The sequence below is a fragment of the Rhizobium sp. Leaf306 genome, assembly GCF_001423425.1.
GTDB classification, from domain to species: Bacteria; Pseudomonadota; Alphaproteobacteria; order Rhizobiales; family Rhizobiaceae; genus Neorhizobium; species Neorhizobium soli.
Map to the genome: position 1 here is coordinate 91,787 of NZ_LMNX01000002.1, position 16,917 is coordinate 108,703.

Annotated in this window: 15 protein-coding genes; 11 read left to right on the forward strand and 4 right to left on the reverse strand. The window is 61.0% G+C overall.

Annotated elements, in window-relative coordinates; translation table 11 throughout:
* Positions 1 to 5: 5 nt before the first annotated feature.
* Positions 6 to 1,034, reverse strand: coding sequence for a DUF2793 domain-containing protein (locus ASG19_RS08310; RefSeq protein WP_062455192.1), 1,029 nt, complete (start codon positions 1,032 to 1,034; stop codon positions 6 to 8).
* Positions 1,035 to 1,296: 262 nt separating this feature from the next.
* Here ASG19_RS08310 and ASG19_RS08315 point away from each other — a divergent pair, with 262 nt between their 5' ends.
* Genes ASG19_RS08315 through ASG19_RS08330 form a run of 4 tightly spaced genes read left to right on the forward strand, consistent with a single transcriptional unit; the run spans position 1,297 to position 6,389 of the window.
* Positions 1,297 to 2,550 carry a sarcosine oxidase subunit beta family protein gene (locus ASG19_RS08315; RefSeq protein WP_062455194.1) on the forward strand — a complete coding sequence of 418 codons (1,254 nt, stop codon included), beginning with the start codon at positions 1,297 to 1,299 and terminating at the stop codon, positions 2,548 to 2,550.
* Positions 2,551 to 2,600: 50 nt separating this feature from the next.
* Positions 2,601 to 2,873: a sarcosine oxidase subunit delta gene (locus ASG19_RS08320; protein WP_062455196.1), complete on the forward strand. Its 273-nt coding sequence runs from the start codon at positions 2,601 to 2,603 to the stop codon at positions 2,871 to 2,873.
* On the forward strand, positions 2,870 to 5,827 hold the full coding sequence (locus tag ASG19_RS08325; RefSeq protein WP_062455198.1) for a sarcosine oxidase subunit alpha family protein: 2,958 nt from the start codon (positions 2,870 to 2,872) through the stop codon (positions 5,825 to 5,827). Before ASG19_RS08320 ends, ASG19_RS08325 begins: the two co-directional genes overlap by 4 nt.
* A gap of 10 nt (positions 5,828 to 5,837) precedes the next feature.
* Positions 5,838 to 6,389: a sarcosine oxidase subunit gamma family protein gene (locus tag ASG19_RS08330; protein WP_062457830.1), complete on the forward strand. Its 552-nt coding sequence runs from the start codon at positions 5,838 to 5,840 to the stop codon at positions 6,387 to 6,389.
* 24 nt (positions 6,390 to 6,413) lie between these two features.
* Here ASG19_RS08330 and ASG19_RS08335 read toward each other — a convergent pair whose 3' ends face one another.
* A complete protein-coding gene (locus ASG19_RS08335) occupies positions 6,414 to 6,716 on the reverse strand; it encodes a HigA family addiction module antitoxin (RefSeq protein WP_062455200.1) in 303 nt (100 codons plus the stop codon).
* An 80-nt stretch (positions 6,717 to 6,796) separates the two neighbouring features.
* Positions 6,797 to 7,063 (reverse strand): hypothetical protein, encoded by a 267-nt coding sequence (locus tag ASG19_RS08340; protein ID WP_062455202.1) that lies wholly within the window; start codon positions 7,061 to 7,063, stop codon positions 6,797 to 6,799.
* Between the two features lie 206 nt (positions 7,064 to 7,269).
* Here ASG19_RS08340 and ASG19_RS08345 point away from each other — a divergent pair, with 206 nt between their 5' ends.
* From ASG19_RS08345 to ASG19_RS08375, 7 genes are all read left to right on the forward strand, one after another.
* Positions 7,270 to 9,696 (forward strand): FAD-dependent oxidoreductase, encoded by a 2,427-nt coding sequence (locus tag ASG19_RS08345; RefSeq protein WP_062455204.1) that lies wholly within the window; start codon positions 7,270 to 7,272, stop codon positions 9,694 to 9,696.
* 280 nt (positions 9,697 to 9,976) lie between these two features.
* Positions 9,977 to 10,879, forward strand: coding sequence for a branched-chain amino acid ABC transporter permease (locus ASG19_RS08350; protein ID WP_062455207.1), 903 nt, complete (start codon positions 9,977 to 9,979; stop codon positions 10,877 to 10,879).
* Position 10,880: 1 nt separating this feature from the next.
* Complete coding sequence (gene livM / locus ASG19_RS08355; protein ID WP_062455209.1) at positions 10,881 to 12,269, forward strand: high-affinity branched-chain amino acid ABC transporter permease LivM; 1,389 nt, start codon at positions 10,881 to 10,883, stop codon at positions 12,267 to 12,269.
* Positions 12,269 to 13,147: an ABC transporter ATP-binding protein gene (locus ASG19_RS08360; RefSeq protein ID WP_062455210.1), complete on the forward strand. Its 879-nt coding sequence runs from the start codon at positions 12,269 to 12,271 to the stop codon at positions 13,145 to 13,147. The genes livM and ASG19_RS08360 overlap by 1 nt, the downstream gene beginning before the upstream one ends.
* Complete coding sequence (locus ASG19_RS08365) at positions 13,147 to 13,875, forward strand: ABC transporter ATP-binding protein (protein ID WP_062455212.1); 729 nt, start codon at positions 13,147 to 13,149, stop codon at positions 13,873 to 13,875. The genes ASG19_RS08360 and ASG19_RS08365 overlap by 1 nt, the downstream gene beginning before the upstream one ends.
* A 39-nt stretch (positions 13,876 to 13,914) precedes the next feature.
* Positions 13,915 to 14,268: a DUF6867 family protein gene (locus tag ASG19_RS08370; RefSeq protein ID WP_062455213.1), complete on the forward strand. Its 354-nt coding sequence runs from the start codon at positions 13,915 to 13,917 to the stop codon at positions 14,266 to 14,268.
* A gap of 140 nt (positions 14,269 to 14,408) precedes the next feature.
* A complete protein-coding gene (locus tag ASG19_RS08375) occupies positions 14,409 to 15,533 on the forward strand; it encodes a branched-chain amino acid ABC transporter substrate-binding protein (RefSeq protein WP_062455215.1) in 1,125 nt (374 codons plus the stop codon).
* A 124-nt stretch (positions 15,534 to 15,657) separates the two neighbouring features.
* Here ASG19_RS08375 and ASG19_RS08380 read toward each other — a convergent pair whose 3' ends face one another.
* On the reverse strand, positions 15,658 to 16,887 hold the full coding sequence (locus ASG19_RS08380; protein WP_244476122.1) for a hypothetical protein: 1,230 nt from the start codon (positions 16,885 to 16,887) through the stop codon (positions 15,658 to 15,660).
* Between the last annotated feature and the right edge of the window lie 30 nt (positions 16,888 to 16,917).

The following is a 16,917-nucleotide window of genomic DNA, read 5'->3' on the forward strand; positions in this document are numbered from 1 at the left end:
TTTGGTCAGAGCAGGGTCAGCGAGAGCTCCGTCTTGCCGACACCCAGTGTCACCTGTGCGGTGCCGGAGTGCTGAAGCGTCAGGCTATCGCCTGCGCTCAGCGAAAACACGCCGCTTGCGCCTTGCGACTGCGCGCCACCCGTTATGCCGTTGAGTGTCATCAGTGTCTCCGTACCGTTGCGCAGCAGCACCGCCCCATGCCCAGACGATGTGGTGGCGACGAGATTGAGGGTGACGAGGTAGATGCCCGCGGCAGGAATCGTGATCGCGTTGCCGCCACCCGCGGCCGCAGCCCCAAGCACGAAACTGCCCTGGTTGAGGGCGTAGGTGGTAAAGCCGCTCTGCTGACCCGATGTCGGTGTGAACGTGGTGCCTGTGCGATAGGCGCGCGCTGCCGGCTGGTTGGGTCGGCTGACACGACCTGTCGGGCTGATGGCGAGACCCGTGCGCCAGGTGGTGCCGTCGCTGATCTTGATGGAGAATTCGGTGTTCCCGGCAAGCCCCATTTCTGCGAACCCGGTCCAGTTGGACTGGAACAGCAGCGATGCGGTGTCGGTTGCGGCCGCCTTGTTGACCTTGATCTGGTGGCCGTTGCCGGCGTGGTTGAAGAGGCTTGCAGGAGACGACAGCGACAATCGGCTGGTGGCATCGGCGACAGCGTTTATGCCGAGCAGGCTCAGGGTGCCCTGATCCGGCAGCGGAACATCCCGCCAGGTAGCGCCGTCGAAGACCCGCAGGCGAGAAGTTTCCGCAAACCATGCCCGCCATCCCGTCTTCACGGTCAGGAAGGTCCAGGCGCCGTCCTGCCAGGCGGCGACGCACCCGGTCTTGCCCGTCCATTCACCGGTTGCGCCAGCGCCGACCAGATGGCGATTGCCCTCGGCCGGCGTCGTCGGCGGAGCCGACAGTTCGGAGAGGATTGTCAGATGCACCAGCGTGTCCAGAACAAGCAGCGCCTCGTTATGGGTGACGTGCTTTTGCGCCTGCGACGGCAGGATGAAGGGCATGTCGAGTTGGGTGGTCGTATCGGGCATGTTGCGCTCCAAAAGTTGGCCAGTGTTGGTCGCGTGCATTTTACGGCCGTGCCTGCGCGTGAGGATGTAACTCGTGTTAAGTGACTGAAATATAATACGTGCCTGCGCCAAAATCGGCGCCCGCAACGTCCGGCGTGGCGGGACGGCAACGGTGTGGGGGCTTGTCTCGCCATGGCTTCAAACAGGCGTTCTGATGTCCCGATTGCCCTTGTTTCTTCGTCCGCATGTGCGAATGTGGGCGCAACGAGCACGGGAACACGGCATGCGATATTCCGCCTTATCGATCATCAAGCAGGCGCTTTCGGGCAATCGTCGCTGGACGCCGGCATGGCGCGAGCCGGAGCCGAAACCGCATTACGATGTGATCATCGTCGGCGGTGGCGGGCATGGTCTGGCGACGGCCTACTACCTTGCCAAGGAATTCGGCATCACCAATGTCGCTGTGATCGAGAAGGGCTATATCGGGTCGGGCAATGTCGGCCGCAACACCACGATCATCCGGTCCAACTACCTGCTGGAAGGCAATAATCCGTTCTACGAGATGTCCTTGAAGTTGTGGGAAGGGCTGGAGCGGGACTTCAACTACAATGCCATGGTGTCGCAGCGTGGCGTGCTGAATCTTTTCCATTCCGACGGCCAGCGCGATGAATACGCGCGTCGCGGCAATGCGATGCGGCTTCACGGCGTCGATGCGGATCTGCTCGACCGCGAACAGGTGCGAAGGCTCGCGCCCTATCTTAATTTCGACCACGGCCGCTTTCCCGTCATGGGCGGTCTCCTGCAAAAGCGCGGCGGCACGGTGCGTCACGATGCGGTCGCCTGGGGCTACGCACGGGGTGCCGATGCGAGAGGTGTCGATATCATCCAGCATTGCGAGGTGACGGGCATTCGCCGTGGACCGGGCGGCGAAGTCGAGGGCGTCGAGACGACCAAGGGCTTTATCGGCTGCAACCGGCTGGCGCTGGCCGCTGCCGGCAACACGACGACGGTCGGGCGCATGGCGGATCTGGCGCTGCCGATCGAGACGCATGTGCTGCAGGCCTTCGTATCGGAGGGGCTGAAGCCGGTCATTGACAACGTCATCACCTATGGCGCGGGACATTTCTACATCTCGCAGTCGGACAAGGGCGGTCTCGTGTTTGGTGCCAATATCGACTACTATTCCTCCTATGCGCAGCGCGGCAATCTTGCGACCGTCGAGGAGACGATGCAGGAGGGCGTGTCGCTGATCCCCGGACTTTCGCGCGCCAAAGCACTGCGGGCCTGGGGCGGCGTCATGGACATGTCGATGGACGGATCACCGATCATTGACCGCACGCCGATCGACAATCTCTATCTCAATGCCGGCTGGTGCTATGGCGGCTTCAAGGCCACGCCGGCTTCTGGCTTCTGCTTCGCGCATCTGATCGCCAAGAACGAAACCCATCACGTCTCGCGCTTCATGCGGCTCGACCGGTTCGAGCGGGGCTATGTGCTCGACGAGGGCGGCAAAGGCCCGCAACCGAACATGCACTGAGCCGTATCCGCACCGAGACGAAGACCGAGAACAAAGACCGAGATCAAGACATGGCAAGCCTGATTACCTGCCCCCATTGCGGAACGCGGCCGAAGGAAGAGTTTTCGGTTCGCGGTGCCGTGATTGCCCGCCCGTCGGCGTCCGAAAAGGACGAGGCCTGGCACCGCTATGTCTATGTCCGCGACAATCCCAAAGGCAGATATCAGGAGTACTGGCATCACGCGGCCGGCTGCCGCCGCTGGCTGGTGGTCAATCGCGACAATCTCACGCATGAGGTTTTCGGGGTGACGGATGCGCAAGCGTCGAGGGAGGGGAGCCGATGAGCGCCTATCGCCTCGATGCCGGTGGTCTCGTCAACCGGGCCAATCCCCTGACATTCACATTCGACGGCAAGAGCTATACCGGGTTCGACGGCGATACGCTCGCCTCGGCGCTGATTGCCAACGACCAGATGCTGATGGGCCGCAGCTTCAAGTATCACCGCCCGCGTGGCCCGGTGACATCAGGTTCCGCCGAGCCGAATGCATTGATGACGATCGGTAGCGGCGCCCGTTCCGAGCCGAACGTGCGCGCGACGGTGGCCGAGCTTTACAATGGCCTCACCGCCGTCAGCCAGAACCGCTGGCCGTCGCTCGCCTTTGATCTGGGGGCCGTCAACGGCTTGCTGTCGCCGTTTCTTGGCGCAGGCTTCTACTACAAGACCTTTATGTGGCCGGCGATGCTCTGGGAAAAGCTCTACGAGCCGCTGATCCGCCGTGCCGCCGGGCTCGGCAAGCTGACCATGGAGGCGGATCCGGATCGCTACGAGAAAGCCTGGGCGCATTGCGATCTGCTGGTCGTCGGCTCAGGGCCTGCGGGCCTGATGGCGGCACTTTCAGCCGCCCGGGCCGGTGCGCGTGTGCTGATTGCCGATGAAAGTGCCCGCTTCGGGGGCTCGCTGCTATCCGAAAACGTCGTGATCGGCGGGCAGGCGGCGAGCGACTACGCCGCCGGTCTGGTCGAGGAGCTCGCGTCCTTTCCGAACGTGACGATGATGCCGCGCACGACCGTGTTCGGCTGGTATGACGACATGGTGTTCGGCGCCGTCGAGCGGGTGCAGAAGCACGTGGAAACGCCGTCGCCGGATCTGCCGGTCGAGTGTGTCTGGCGCATCGTCGCCAAACGGGCGATCCTTGCCTCCGGTGCCGAAGAGCGGCCTCTCGTGTTCGGCGGCAACGACCGGCCGGGCGTGATGACCGCCAATGCGGCGCGCACCTATCTCAATCGCTACGGCGTCGCTGCCGGCTCCAAGGTGGCCGTCTTTACCAATGGCGGCTCCGGTTATCGTACGGCGGGCGATCTTTCCGCCCGTGGCGTCGAGGTGACCGCAATCATCGATGCGCGCGCGACGTCCACCGATCCGGCGCCCTACGGCGTTCGTGTCATTCATGGCGGCGCCGTCGTCGCCACAAGGGGCCGCAACCGCATCGATGCGCTGGTGGCAGAGCGTGCCGGCTTCGAGGAGGAGATCGCCTGCGATGCGCTGGCCATGGCGGGCGGATGGTCGCCGATCGTGCATCTCATGTGCCAGCGCGGTGCCAAGCCCGTGTGGTCGGACGCGGCGCAAGCCTTTCTGGCGCCGGATGTGGGATCAGGCTTTGTTGCTGCCGGATCCGCTGGCTGTGCCGACAGCATCGCCGCCTGCCTTCGCGACGGGGCGTCCAAGGCAGCTGCGTTTTCGACCGAACTCGGCTTTGCCGCCTATGCGGCAAACATTCCCGAGGTTGAGGGCGAATACGATCCTGATTTCGCGCCACTCTGGTATGTGCCGGGGGCCAAGGACAAGGCCTTCGTCGATTTCCAGAACGACGTGCATGTCAGCGATCTCGGTCTCGCGCAGCGCGAGGGTTTCCGGCACATCGAGCACACCAAGCGCTACACCACGTCAGGCATGGCGACCGACCAGGGCAAGCTCGGCAATGTCGCGACGATCGGCATCGTCGCTGCCATGCGCGGCGTGTCGCCGGCCGAAATCGGCACCACGACCTTCCGGCCGTTCTACACGCCGGTCTCGATGGGCGCGCTCGCCGGCACATCGCGGGCCGAGCACGCGGCGCCGGTCAGGACCTCGCCTTTGTATGGCTGGGCCAAGAAGAATGGCGCGACCTTCGTCGAGAGCGGCCTCTGGTACCGCTCCTCCTGGTTTGCGCGCGACGGAGAAAAAACCTGGCGCGACAGCGTTGACCGCGAAGTGCGCAACGTGCGCGAAAACGCCGGTCTCTGCGATGTCTCGACGCTCGGCAAGATCGAGATCTTCGGCACAGGCGCTGCTGAATTCCTGAACCGGGTTTATTCCAACGCCTTCCTGAAGCTGCCGGTCGGCAAGGCGCGTTACGGCCTGATGCTGCGCGAGGATGGGATGGTCTTCGACGACGGCACGACCAGCCGCCTGTCGGAAAACCACTATGTGATGACCACCACGACGACTTACGCGACAGAAGTGATGGCGCATCTGGAATTTGCAAGCCAGACCTTCTGGCCTCATCTCGACGTGCGCTTCGTCTCCTCCTCCGACCAGTGGGCGCAGATGTCGCTGGCCGGACCGAAGGCGCGGATCATCCTTGCCCGGATCGTGGAAGACGACATTTCCGATGCGGCGATGCCGTTTCTCGGTGCGAAGGTCGTCACGCTCAAGGGTGGGCTGAAGGCGCGTCTGTTCCGCATCTCGTTTTCGGGCGAGCTGGCCTATGAGCTGGCAGTGCCCGCAGGCTACGGAGAGGCGGTGGCCGATGCGATCATGCAAGCGGGCCGCGAGGACGGTATCTGTGCCTACGGCGTCGAGGCGCTCAACGTCCTGCGCATCGAAAAAGGCTTTGTCACCCATGCCGAACTGGAAGGCCGCACGACACCCGACGATCTCGGTTACGGAAAGATGATGGCGATGACCAAGCCGGATTTCATCGGCAAGCGCCTCTCGACCCGTTTCGGCCTCACCGCCGCCGATCGCCTCCAACTCGTCGGCCTGAAGCCTGTGGAAACCGACAAGGAGTTCATGGCGGGCGCCCATCTGTTGAAAGATGGCGCGGCCGCGACGCTTGCGGGCGACCAGGGCTTCGTATCATCAGCCTGCTATTCGCCGACGCTCGGACACACGATCGGTCTCGGCCTTCTCAAATCCGGCCGCGAGCGGATCGGCGAGAAGATCACTGTCTGGGATGGACTTCGCGGCACCGAAGTCGCGGCGGAAGTCTGCCTGCCGGTCTTTGTCGATCCACAAAACACAAAACAACATCTTTGAGGGCATGACGATGGCTTTGACACTTCTCCACCGCCATGCGCTCGAAGATCACATCCTGGGCTTCGAGACGAGCGCCAACCCCAACCACCTGTCCGTCGCGCGGCGGCCGGTGATCTTTTCGGTGCTTGCCCATGCGGGCCAGGAGCAGGCCGTGGGCCTAGCACTCAAGGCTGCCCCGGATATCGCGCCGCGCTTCTGCGGCCCGGCGGAATGGCTGGCGGTGTCGCTCACCGCAGGCTCAGAGACCGTTGCCGGTCACTTATCCGAAATATCCGGCGCCTCCGTCGTTGATCAGAGCGACGGCAAGGTGCTGATGGCGATTTCGGGACCCAGCGTGCGGCAGATCCTTGCAAAATGCGTCGGCGTCGATCTGCATCCGCAGGCGTTTGCGCCGGGGCATTCCGCAAACATGCTGTTCGGCCACGTCGCAGTGAATTTGGCGCGCACCGGCCCCGATGCCTTCGAGATCATCACGCCCCGGTCGTTCGCCGGCTCGGTCTACGAGGACCTGATGGAAATGGGCCGCGAATTCGCCCTGACGGCATCGTTTTCGGGCGGGTGAAATTCGTCCGGGCCGTGACAGGTCTCAACCCGCCAAGGCATATTCCTCGATAGTCGCGAGTTCCGCCTCAAGAGCCTGCGCCTGCGTTTTCAGGTCGTAGCTCGTCTGCATATTCATCCACAGTTCAGGCGAGGTCTTGAAGAACCTCGCGAGACACAGCGCTGTATCCGGCGTGATTCCGACTTTCTCCGCGACGATACGTTCGATCGGCGTGCGTGGAACGTTGAGCTTTTTTGCAAGAGCGTAAGGTGTCATGTCCAGCGGCTCGAGATAGAGATCCCGCAAGATTTCGCCTGGATGAATTGCCGGGAGTACAGAGTTCACCATTTACGTCGCCTCGATGCCTCATGGGTGCATCCGACTTTTAGTATCATGCATTGATACTAAAAGCGTCAAGTCGAAGCGCTTCAGTGCTTCTCGCGAACGAAGCTCCAGAGGCCCTTTTCCTGCGATGCTGCGGTGACGAGGTCGGGGCGCTTCTCCAGTGCCGGTACGAGGCTGTGCAGGCCTTCGACGCGGTTCAGGAGGTCGACGAATTCGGGGGCGAGGTCCTCGGCGAAATCGCGGCAGAAGCCGTGGATCACGCCGAACTCGATCGTCTTGCGCGGTGTCGCGTCGCGCATCGTGGTCAATACGCTGCCTACCAGTTCGTCGAAGCTCAGCACGTTTGTCATGGCGCTATTTCCTGTCGCTTGGCGTTCATGAAAGGGCATACGCGGCGATTGAAAAATTAGTTTCAGCTTCCTGTCGCAAGATGGCGCGAAACGAACAGCGACTATGTCGGAAACGACAAACCCCGGTTCGCAGAACAGCCTATTGGCAATTCTCGGGAGGTTCTAGGCTCACCCCAAACAGGCATCAAGTTAGGGGAACGGGATACATGAAAAGCCATGCTCGAGTTGTCGTCATCGGTGGTGGTGTCGTCGGATGTTCGGTCCTCTACCATCTGACCAAGCTCGGCTGGAGCGATGTCGTGTTGCTTGAGCGTTCGGAGCTCACCTCAGGCTCCACCTGGCATGCGGCGGGGGGCATGCATACGATCAACGGCGATCCGAACGTCGCCAAGCTACAAAAATACACGGTCGAACTCTACAAGGAGATCGAGGCCTATTCCGGCCAGGATATCGGCCTGCACATGACCTCCGGCCTGATGCTGGCGGCGACGCCGGAGCGGTTCGACTGGTTCAAGTCGCTGCTTGCCAAGGGCAAGTATGCAAACGGTGAAGCGCGGCTCGTCTCGGTCGAGGAAGCGCATGCGATGATGCCGTTGCTCAACCCGACGCAGTTCGTGGGCGCCGTGTTCGATCCGCACGAGGGCCATCTCGACCCCTACGGCACCACCCATGCCTATGCGAAATCGGCTAAGAAGAACGGTGCCGAGATCTACCTGCATACCAAGGTCGAGGATCTGGTGCAGCTTCCCGACGGAACCTGGCGGGTGATCACGGACAAGGGCGAGATCCGCTGCGAACATGTGGTGAATGCGGCCGGTCTCTGGGCCCGCGAAGTGGGGCGCATGGTCGGGCTGGAACTGCCGGTTCTTGCCATGGAGCACATGTATCTGATCACCGAGGATATGCCCGAGGTCGTGGATTTCAACAAGACGTCCGGTCGCGAACTGATGCACTGCGTCGATTTCGACGGCGAGATCTACATTCGTCAGGAACGCAACGGCATGCTGATGGGCACCTATGAAAAGGACTGCCGGCCCTGGTCGCCGATCGAGACGCCCTGGACGTTCGGCCACGAACTCTTGGCCGAGGACCTTGAGCGCATCACGAACGAGCTGGAAGTGGGCTTCCGGCATTTCCCGGCCTTCAACAATGCCGGCATCAAGACGATCATCAACGGGCCCTTCACCTTTTCGCCTGACGGCAATCCGCTTGTCGGGCCCGTGCGCGGCATGACGAATTTCTGGTCGGCCTGCGCTGTCATGGCCGGGTTCAGCCAGGGCGGCGGCGTAGGGCTGGCGCTCGCCAACTGGATCGTCGAGGGCGATCCCGGTTTCGACGTGTTCGCCATGGATGTCACCCGCTACGGCGATTACGCGTCGCTTGCCTATACCAATGCGAAGGTGCGCGAAAACTATTCCCGCCGCTTCTCGATCCGCTATCCCAACGAGGAACTGCCGGCTGCGCGACCACTGTTGACGACGCCGATCTACGACGCGCTGAAGGCGAGGGGTGCGGTGTTCGGCGCGTCCTACGGGCTCGAAACGCCGCTGTGGTTTGCGCCTGAAGGCGTCGAGGATGCGTTTTCCTGGCGCCGTTCCACCGATTTCGAGCATGTCGGCCGCGAGGCAAAGGCGGTGCGCGACAGCGTCGGGCTGATGGAGACCTCGGGGTTCGCCAAATATTCGATCGGGGGCGAGGGCGCGCATGCCTGGCTCGATCATATTCTCGCGGGCAAGGTTCCAGCCGTCGGCCGTATGGCGCTTTCGCCGATGCTGAACGAGGCCGGCAAGCTGATCGGCGATTTCACGCTCGCCAATCTCGGCGACGACGCGTTCCTGCTGATCGGCTCCGGCATTGCCGAGGACTATCATATGCGCTGGTTCGAGACGCATCTGCCGGATGACGATTCGGTCTCGTTCGATTGTCTCAATCTCGGTCTGGTCGGCCTGTCGATTGCGGGCCCCCGGTCACGCGATGTGCTGCAAAAACTCACCCATCTCGACCTGTCGGATCCGGCTCTGCCGTTCATGGGCATTGTCGAGATCGATCTCGGCATGGCGCCGGTCATCGTCGGCCGTGTCAGCTATACCGGCGATCTCGGCTTCGAGCTTTGGATGAAGCCGGAATATCAGCGCTATCTGTTCGATCTCATCATGGAGGCCGGTTCGGAGTTCGGGATCACCCTGTTCGGCCTCCGCGCCTTGAATGCGCTACGTGTCGAAAAATCCTTCGGCAGCTGGTCTCGCGAATACCGGCCGCTTTACGGTCCCGTGGAAGCGGGGCTCGGTCGCTTCATCGCCTATGGCAAGGAGGCCGATTTCATCGGCAAGGCCGCGGCGATCGAGGAAAAGGCGGAGGGCGGCGCGCTGCGTCTCGTCACCTTCGTCGTCGATGCAAAAGATGCGGACGTGCTCGGCGACGAGCCGATCTCGCTTGACGGCCAGGTCTGCGGCTGGGTGACCTCGGGTGGATACGCCCATGCCGCCGGCGTGTCGGTCGCCATGGGCTATGTGCCGAAAGAGGTCTCCCGAACGGAGGAGGGGTGGCAGATCGAGGTGCTCGGCGAGATGCTCATCGCCCGGCTTCAGCCGCATCCGATCTTTGACGCCAACGGGTCGCGCATGCGGTCCTGACCGTCGAAAGCTGAAGAAGCGGATAAGCCAAGACCGAAGCAGACCAGAGGTTATTTCTCTATAGTTTTTGCCATTCGTGTGGAAATCGTGCCGTTTTTTCAACAATGCCAAGCGGATTTGCGTCACGTGCTGCAAAAGCCACTGAAATTATGTCTGCCTCTTTCTTTTGCACTTCACATTTCGATCGAAACCGGTAGGAATCAAAAAAATTGAAGATCCTATCAGGGACATTCAAGCGAAAGATGCGGCCGCCAAGGATCGCATCCGCAGGGGAAAATATATGGAATATTTTATCCAGCAGCTCATAAACGGGCTGACTCTCGGATCCATCTATGGGCTCGTGGCAATCGGCTATACGATGGTTTACGGCATCATCGGCATGATCAACTTTGCCCATGGTGACATCTTCATGCTCGGCGGCTTTGCCGCCCTGATCGTGTTCCTGCTTGCCACATCCTTCTTCGCCGGCATTCCGGTGGCGCTGCTGCTTTTGCTGATGCTGCTCGTCGGCATGCTGATGACAGGCCTGTGGAACTGGACGATCGAGCGGATCGCCTACCGTCCGCTGCGCGGCTCGTTCCGCCTGGCGCCGCTGATCACCGCGATCGGCATGTCGATCTTTCTGTCGAACTTCATCCAGGTGACGCAGGGTCCGCGCAACAAGCCGATCCCGCCGCTGGTCACCGACACCTATCATTTCGGTGCGATCACGGTGTCGCTGAAGCAGATCCTGATCGTCGTGATCACCTCGATCCTGCTGTTTGCGTTCTGGTACATCGTCAACAAGACGCCGCTCGGCCGTGCCCAGCGCGCCACCGAACAGGATCGCAAGATGGCGGCTCTGCTCGGCGTCGACGTCGACAAGACGATCTCGATCACCTTCATCATGGGCGCGGCTCTCGCCGCCGTCGCCGGTGCCATGTACCTGATGTACTACGGTGTCGCCTCGTTCAACGACGGCTTCATTCCGGGTGTGAAGGCATTCACCGCAGCCGTTCTCGGCGGCATCGGCTCTCTGCCGGGCGCTGTTCTCGGCGGGTTGCTGATCGGCCTCATCGAAAGCCTGTGGTCGGCGTATTTCTCGATCGCCTACAAGGATGTCGCGACCTTTGCGATCCTCGCCTTCGTGCTGATCTTCAAGCCGACCGGCATCCTCGGTCGTCCTGAAGTGGAGAAGGTGTAACATGGCGACCGTATCGGAAACCGTTCCCAACAACGTCATGGCCAAGGCGATCAAGGAAGGCATATTTGCGGGCGTCATCGCCTTCCTGATGTTCTCCCTGTTCGTCGGCATCGAGACCTATCAGGATATCAACAACCAGCTCGTCTGGCGCACCCGCTGGGGCCTGCTTGCGGTGTTCGTGGCAGTCGCTGCCGTCGGTCGCTTCATGACCGTCGCCTTTATCAAGCCCCATCTCGACCGTCGCAAACTTGCCAAGGCCAAAGCCGGCATTCTCGAGATTTCGGAAGAGAAGAGCTTCTTCCATCGCCACTTCCTCAAGTTCGCGCTGGTCTTCCTGCTCATCTATCCATTCCTGTCGCTGCTGATCGTCGGCAAGCAGGGCTCGCTGAAATATGTCGACAACTTCGGCATCCAGATCCTCATCTATGTGATGCTCGCCTGGGGCCTCAACATCGTCGTCGGTCTCGCCGGTCTGCTCGATCTTGGCTATGTCGCCTTCTATGCGGTCGGCGCCTATTCCTACGCGCTTCTGTCATCCTATTTCGGCTTCTCGTTCTGGCTGCTGCTGCCGATGTCCGGCATTCTCGCCGCGCTCTGGGGCGTCATCCTCGGCTTCCCGGTGTTGAGATTGCGGGGTGACTACCTTGCCATCGTGACGCTCGCCTTCGGTGAAATCATCCGGCTTGTTCTGATCAACTGGACCGACGTCACCAAGGGCACGTTCGGTATCTCGGGCATTGCCAAGGCGTCGTTCTTCGGCATCTGGTCGTTCGATACGGGCTCCCCGAACAACTTCGTCAAGGCCTGGGGTCTTTCGGCTTCGTCGGTCTATTACAAGATCTTCCTGTTCTACATCATCCTCGCGCTCTGCATGCTGACGGCATATGTCACCATTCGCCTGCGTCGCATGCCGATCGGTCGTGCATGGGAAGCGTTGCGCGAAGACGAAATCGCCTGCCGCTCGCTCGGCATCAACACCGTCACCACCAAGCTCACGGCATTTGCCACGGGCGCGATGTTCGGCGGTTTTGCGGGCTCCTTCTTCGCGACCCGCCAGGGCTTCGTCTCTCCGGAAAGCTTCGTCTTCCTGGAATCGGCGGTCATTCTGGCCATCGTGGTTCTCGGCGGCATGGGTTCGCTGACCGGTATCGCGATCGCCGCTGTCATCATGGTCGGCGGTACCGAAATCCTGCGCGAGATGTCGTTCCTGAAGATCATCTTCGGCCCCGACTTCACCCCGGAACTCTACCGCATGCTGCTGTTCGGGCTGGCGATGATCATCGTCATGCTGTTCAAGCCGCGTGGCTTCGTGGGCTCGCGTGAGCCGACAGCCTTCCTGAAGGAGCGCAAGGCCATCTCCGGCAGCTTCACCAAGGAAGGCCACGGCTGATGGCGACGGATATGACGACTATGACGAAAGACACGATCCTGAGGGTCGAGCATCTGTCGATGCGGTTTGGTGGCCTGATGGCGATCGACGACTTCTCGTTCGAAGCCAAGCGCGGTGAAATCACCGCGCTGATTGGCCCGAACGGCGCTGGCAAGACGACGGTGTTCAACTGCATCACCGGCTTTTACAAGCCGACGATGGGCATGCTGACCCTGCATCGCAGCAACGGCCGGGAGTTCCTTTTGGAACGCCTTCGCGATTTCGAGATCAACAAGGTCGCGGGTGTTGCCCGTACCTTCCAGAACATCCGGCTGTTTTCCGGCCTGACGGTTCTCGAAAACCTGCTGGTTGCGCAGCACAATGTGCTGATGAAGGCTTCGGGTTACACGATCCTCGGCCTCTTGGGTCTGCCGACCTACAAGAACGCTGCCAAGGCCGCGATCGAAAAGGCTGAATACTGGTTGGACAAGGCGGATCTGACAGACCGCGCCGACGACCCGGCCGGCGATCTTTCCTATGGCGCCCAGCGCCGGCTGGAAATTGCCCGCGCCATGTGCACAGGGCCGGAGCTTCTGTGCCTGGACGAGCCCGCCGCCGGCCTCAACCCGAAGGAATCGCTGACGCTCAACGCGCTGTTGCGCGGCATCCGCGACGAAGGCACGTCGCTGCTCCTGATCGAGCACGACATGTCCGTCGTCATGGAGATTTCGGATCACGTCGTGGTTCTGGAATACGGCCAGAAGATTTCCGACGGAACGCCTGATCACGTGAAGAACGACCCGAGGGTGATCGCAGCCTATCTCGGCGTCGAGGATGATGAAGTTGAAGAAATCGAGGAAAAGCTCGACAAGGGCATTATTGAAGAGGGGTCCGTCTGATGGCCGGTGAACCCCTTCTGAAAGTCCAGGGCGTCGAAACCTACTACGGCAACATCCGGGCCCTCGACGGCGTCAATGTCGAAGTCAACAAGGGCGAGATCGTCAGTCTGATCGGCGCCAACGGTGCCGGCAAGTCGACGCTGATGATGACGATCTGCGGCAGCCCGCAGGCCCGCAAGGGTCAGGTCATCTTCGACGGCGAAGACATCACGCAGGTGCCGACGCATTTGATTGCGCGTCGGCGTATCGCCCAGTCGCCGGAAGGCCGCCGCATCTTTCCGCGCATGACCGTGCACGAAAACCTGCAGATGGGCGCCGGTCTCGACAACCTCAAGTATTTCAAAGAGGACGTCGAAAAGATCTTCACCCTGTTTCCGCGCCTCAAGGAACGCCAGGCCCAGCGCGGCGGCACGCTTTCGGGCGGCGAGCAGCAGATGCTGTCGATCGGCCGTGCACTGATGGCGCGTCCGAAACTCCTTCTTCTGGACGAGCCGTCGCTCGGCCTCGCACCATTGATCGTCAAGGGCATTTTCGAGGCGATCAAGAAGCTGAACAAGGAAGAGGGGCTCACCGTCTTCCTCGTCGAGCAGAACGCGTTTGCGGCACTCAAACTGTCCGATCGCGCCTATGTGATGGTCAATGGCAAGGTGACGATGTCCGGCTCCGGCAAGGAACTGCTCGCAAATCCCGAAGTCCGCGCCGCCTATCTCGAGGGGGGCCGGCATTGAGCACCATGATCATCATTCCGGCGACCGGGGGACACTGAGATGCAGGGCCTGTTTTTCGAAACCGATACTGGCGTGCGTTATTTCCTGCGCGCACTCGTCATGGTCCTCGGCTTCTGGACGGCGTGGCGCGCCGGCAAGGCGGTCGCAGAAGGCTGGAACGGCTATGGCCATGTCATCGCCTACACGCTGCTTCTGGCCGTCGCGATGCAGTTCATGCACTACGCGCTGTTCCAGGGACCGTTCATCAGCCCGTTCCATTACATCATCGATGTGGTGCTGCTGATGGCGTTTTCCATCTCCGGATTCCGCATTCGCCGCACCCGTCAGATGGTTCAGAACTACTACTGGCTCTATCAGCCTGTCTCCGCTTTCTCATGGAAGAAGAAAGATTGACAGTCGCTCATTTCTGACTTCAGATTGGGTTGGGTCAAATAAGAATACACCAGAGGGTGGAACATTTCTCCGGCGCAATGATGGTGGGTATTGCGTCCGGGTCCCAAAAAACCGCTCACCTAAAAACTGGGAGTAAATCAATGAAGAAGTCTCTTCTTTCCGCCGTCGCGCTGACGGCGATGGTCGCATTCAGCGGCAACGCCTGGGCCGATATCATTATCGGCGTTGGCGGCCCGCTGACCGGCCCGAATGCTGCATTCGGCGCGCAGCTGCAGAAGGGTGCTGAACAGGCTATCGCCGATATCAATGCCGCCGGCGGCATCAACGGCGAAAAGCTGGTCATCGCGCTCGGCGACGACGTTTCCGATCCGAAGCAGGGCATTTCCGTTGCCAACAAGTTCGCGTCCGATGGCGTGAAGTATGTGGTCGGTCACTTCAACTCGGGCGTTTCGATCCCGGCTTCGCAGGAAGTCTATGCCGAAAACGGCATGCTCGAAGTCACCCCTGCAGCAACCAACCCTGTCTTCACCGAGCGCGGCCTGTGGAACACGTTCCGCACCTGCGGCCGTGACGACCAGCAGGGCGGCGTCGCCGGCAAGTATCTTGCCGAGAAGTTCGCCGATGCAAAGATCGCGATCATCGACGACAAGACACCTTACGGCCAGGGTCTCGCTGAAGAAACCATGAAAGCCTACAACGCGGCCGGCAAGAAGCAGGTCATCCGCGAAGGCGTCAACGTCGGCGACAAGGACTTCTCAGCGCTGATTTCCAAGATGAAGGAAGCCGGTGTTTCGATCATCTACTGGGGTGGTCTCCACACGGAAGCCGGCCTGATCATCCGTCAGGCGAAGGATGCTGGCCTCAAGGCAACGCTCGTATCGGGTGACGGTATCGTCTCCAACGAACTGGCCTCGATCGCTGGCGATGCAGTCGAAGGCACGCTGAACACGTTCGGTCCCGATCCGACACTGCGTCCGGAGAACAAGGAACTGGTTGCCAAGTTCAAGGCTGCCGGCTTCAACCCTGAAGCCTACACGCTCTATTCCTACGCAGCCGTTCAGGTCATCGCCGAAGGCATCAAGCTTGCTGGCAGCCCTGACGACGCAGAAGTCGTTGCCAAGGCTCTCAAGGAAAAGGGTCCGTTCAAGACCGTTCTCGGCGACATGGCTTTCGACGCCAAGGGCGACCCGAAGCTCCCCGGCTACGTCATGTACGAGTGGAAGAAGGGGCCGGACGGCAAGTACAGCTACTTCCCGCAGGGCTGAGCCTTCAAGGCTTGAACCATCGATTGACAGGAAGCCCGGCCATTGGCCGGGCTTTTTGCATTGATGCCTGCAGGGTTCAGATATCGAGCTCTAAGTTTCCCGAGCTCAAACCCTGAAAATCCCATCAGAAACTTTCGGGGGTGAAACTGGCAAACCGCGCCGCGGGAAGAGGGCCGGCGGTCATCAGTGTGAAATCGAAATTCGACTTTGCTTCCGATCCCAGAACGTATTGACGGTGCACGCGCAGGAAATCGCGCTTGATCCTGTTGTAGCGCTCGGGCGCCATCATCCGCTTGACCCTGATGAAGGCAAGCGTCGCCTGGGGTGCATCTTCATGTCCTGCCAGCGCCACGACGCGGCTCTTGTAGAAATGAATGCTGTCGGTGAGGCACTGAACCTCCAGCCAGAAGATCTGTGGTGATCGGGCAATGCGGCCGACACATTCGCGCAATGTTGTAGCGGGCCGCAGCATCGAGCATTGCAGGATCGCGCCACCGAGCGTCACGAAGCTCACTTTGCGGTCGCTCTGATCTGCGCCCCGCCTGAACACATCAGGATTTTCCGCAAGCAGCATGCCGATCACGTGCGTCGCGACAGCCGATCCCATGCTGTGCGACGTGATGAGATATTCGTCCGCATCCTCAGTCAGTGCCTCGCGGACACCCTCCATGCAGCTCGCCAGCCAGGCGTTGACATCGGGCCTGTCGAGATTGCCCATCGCGTCGGCCATCTCCCAGTCGGCAAACAGGTGCAGCGTGTGAAACCGTGCCATGAAGGGCAGGAAGGCGTAGCGGAACAGCGCAAGACCAAGCGGTATGCTCCACAACAGATGCAACATATTGAGCCCGAGCAGTGCGGGCAGGGCAGCGATCACGGCGGTGAGCCCAAGCGCTACCGCCACCAGCAGGAATGGAAACAGGAAAAATAGGCCGAACCGCCATGCATGCCTGAGATAGCCGGCCATGCCGCCCTGGGTGACGATACGCAAGGCGCTTCGATAACCGTCGAGGATACGGCGCGGCAGCGGCTTGCCGTTCAGGCTGTTGACCAGCGCGCAGTGGTCGAAGATGTAGAACCGGCTCTGCGTGACGCCGTCGCCCGCATCCCGCACCCGACAGGTTATGTCGAAATACGCCGTCTTTGCGGTCCGCTGCAGCTCACCTGTCTGGAGATCCAGGTTCCATGTCTTGGCGCTCTGTGCCGCCGAGCGCACATAGCGGGCATGGTGCATGCCGGCGTCGAGCGGCTCGAAGCCCGGGAAATGCAGGACGACGCGTTTCCTCACCCGGTCCGCCGTCGGGGAGTTATCTGCGTCGTGGGGCGTCTGTGCCGTCAAAGGCGATTGTGTAGTCATGACTGCGGAGTTCCGGATGCGGCTTGTCTA

Coding starts and splice junctions, on each gene's coding strand:
- ASG19_RS08310 (WP_062455192.1), bottom strand. CDS start 1,034: ATGCCCGATACGACCACCCAACTCGACATGCCCTTCATCCTGCCGTCG.
- ASG19_RS08315 (WP_062455194.1), top strand. CDS start 1,297: ATGCGATATTCCGCCTTATCGATCATCAAGCAGGCGCTTTCGGGCAAT.
- ASG19_RS08320 (WP_062455196.1), top strand. CDS start 2,601: ATGGCAAGCCTGATTACCTGCCCCCATTGCGGAACGCGGCCGAAGGAA.
- ASG19_RS08325 (WP_062455198.1), top strand. CDS start 2,870: ATGAGCGCCTATCGCCTCGATGCCGGTGGTCTCGTCAACCGGGCCAAT.
- ASG19_RS08330 (WP_062457830.1), top strand. CDS start 5,838: ATGGCTTTGACACTTCTCCACCGCCATGCGCTCGAAGATCACATCCTG.
- ASG19_RS08335 (WP_062455200.1), bottom strand. CDS start 6,716: ATGGTGAACTCTGTACTCCCGGCAATTCATCCAGGCGAAATCTTGCGG.
- ASG19_RS08340 (WP_062455202.1), bottom strand. CDS start 7,063: ATGACAAACGTGCTGAGCTTCGACGAACTGGTAGGCAGCGTATTGACC.
- ASG19_RS08345 (WP_062455204.1), top strand. CDS start 7,270: ATGAAAAGCCATGCTCGAGTTGTCGTCATCGGTGGTGGTGTCGTCGGA.
- ASG19_RS08350 (WP_062455207.1), top strand. CDS start 9,977: ATGGAATATTTTATCCAGCAGCTCATAAACGGGCTGACTCTCGGATCC.
- livM (WP_062455209.1), top strand. CDS start 10,881: ATGGCGACCGTATCGGAAACCGTTCCCAACAACGTCATGGCCAAGGCG.
- ASG19_RS08360 (WP_062455210.1), top strand. CDS start 12,269: ATGGCGACGGATATGACGACTATGACGAAAGACACGATCCTGAGGGTC.
- ASG19_RS08365 (WP_062455212.1), top strand. CDS start 13,147: ATGGCCGGTGAACCCCTTCTGAAAGTCCAGGGCGTCGAAACCTACTAC.
- ASG19_RS08370 (WP_062455213.1), top strand. CDS start 13,915: ATGCAGGGCCTGTTTTTCGAAACCGATACTGGCGTGCGTTATTTCCTG.
- ASG19_RS08375 (WP_062455215.1), top strand. CDS start 14,409: ATGAAGAAGTCTCTTCTTTCCGCCGTCGCGCTGACGGCGATGGTCGCA.
- ASG19_RS08380 (WP_244476122.1), bottom strand. CDS start 16,887: ATGACTACACAATCGCCTTTGACGGCACAGACGCCCCACGACGCAGAT.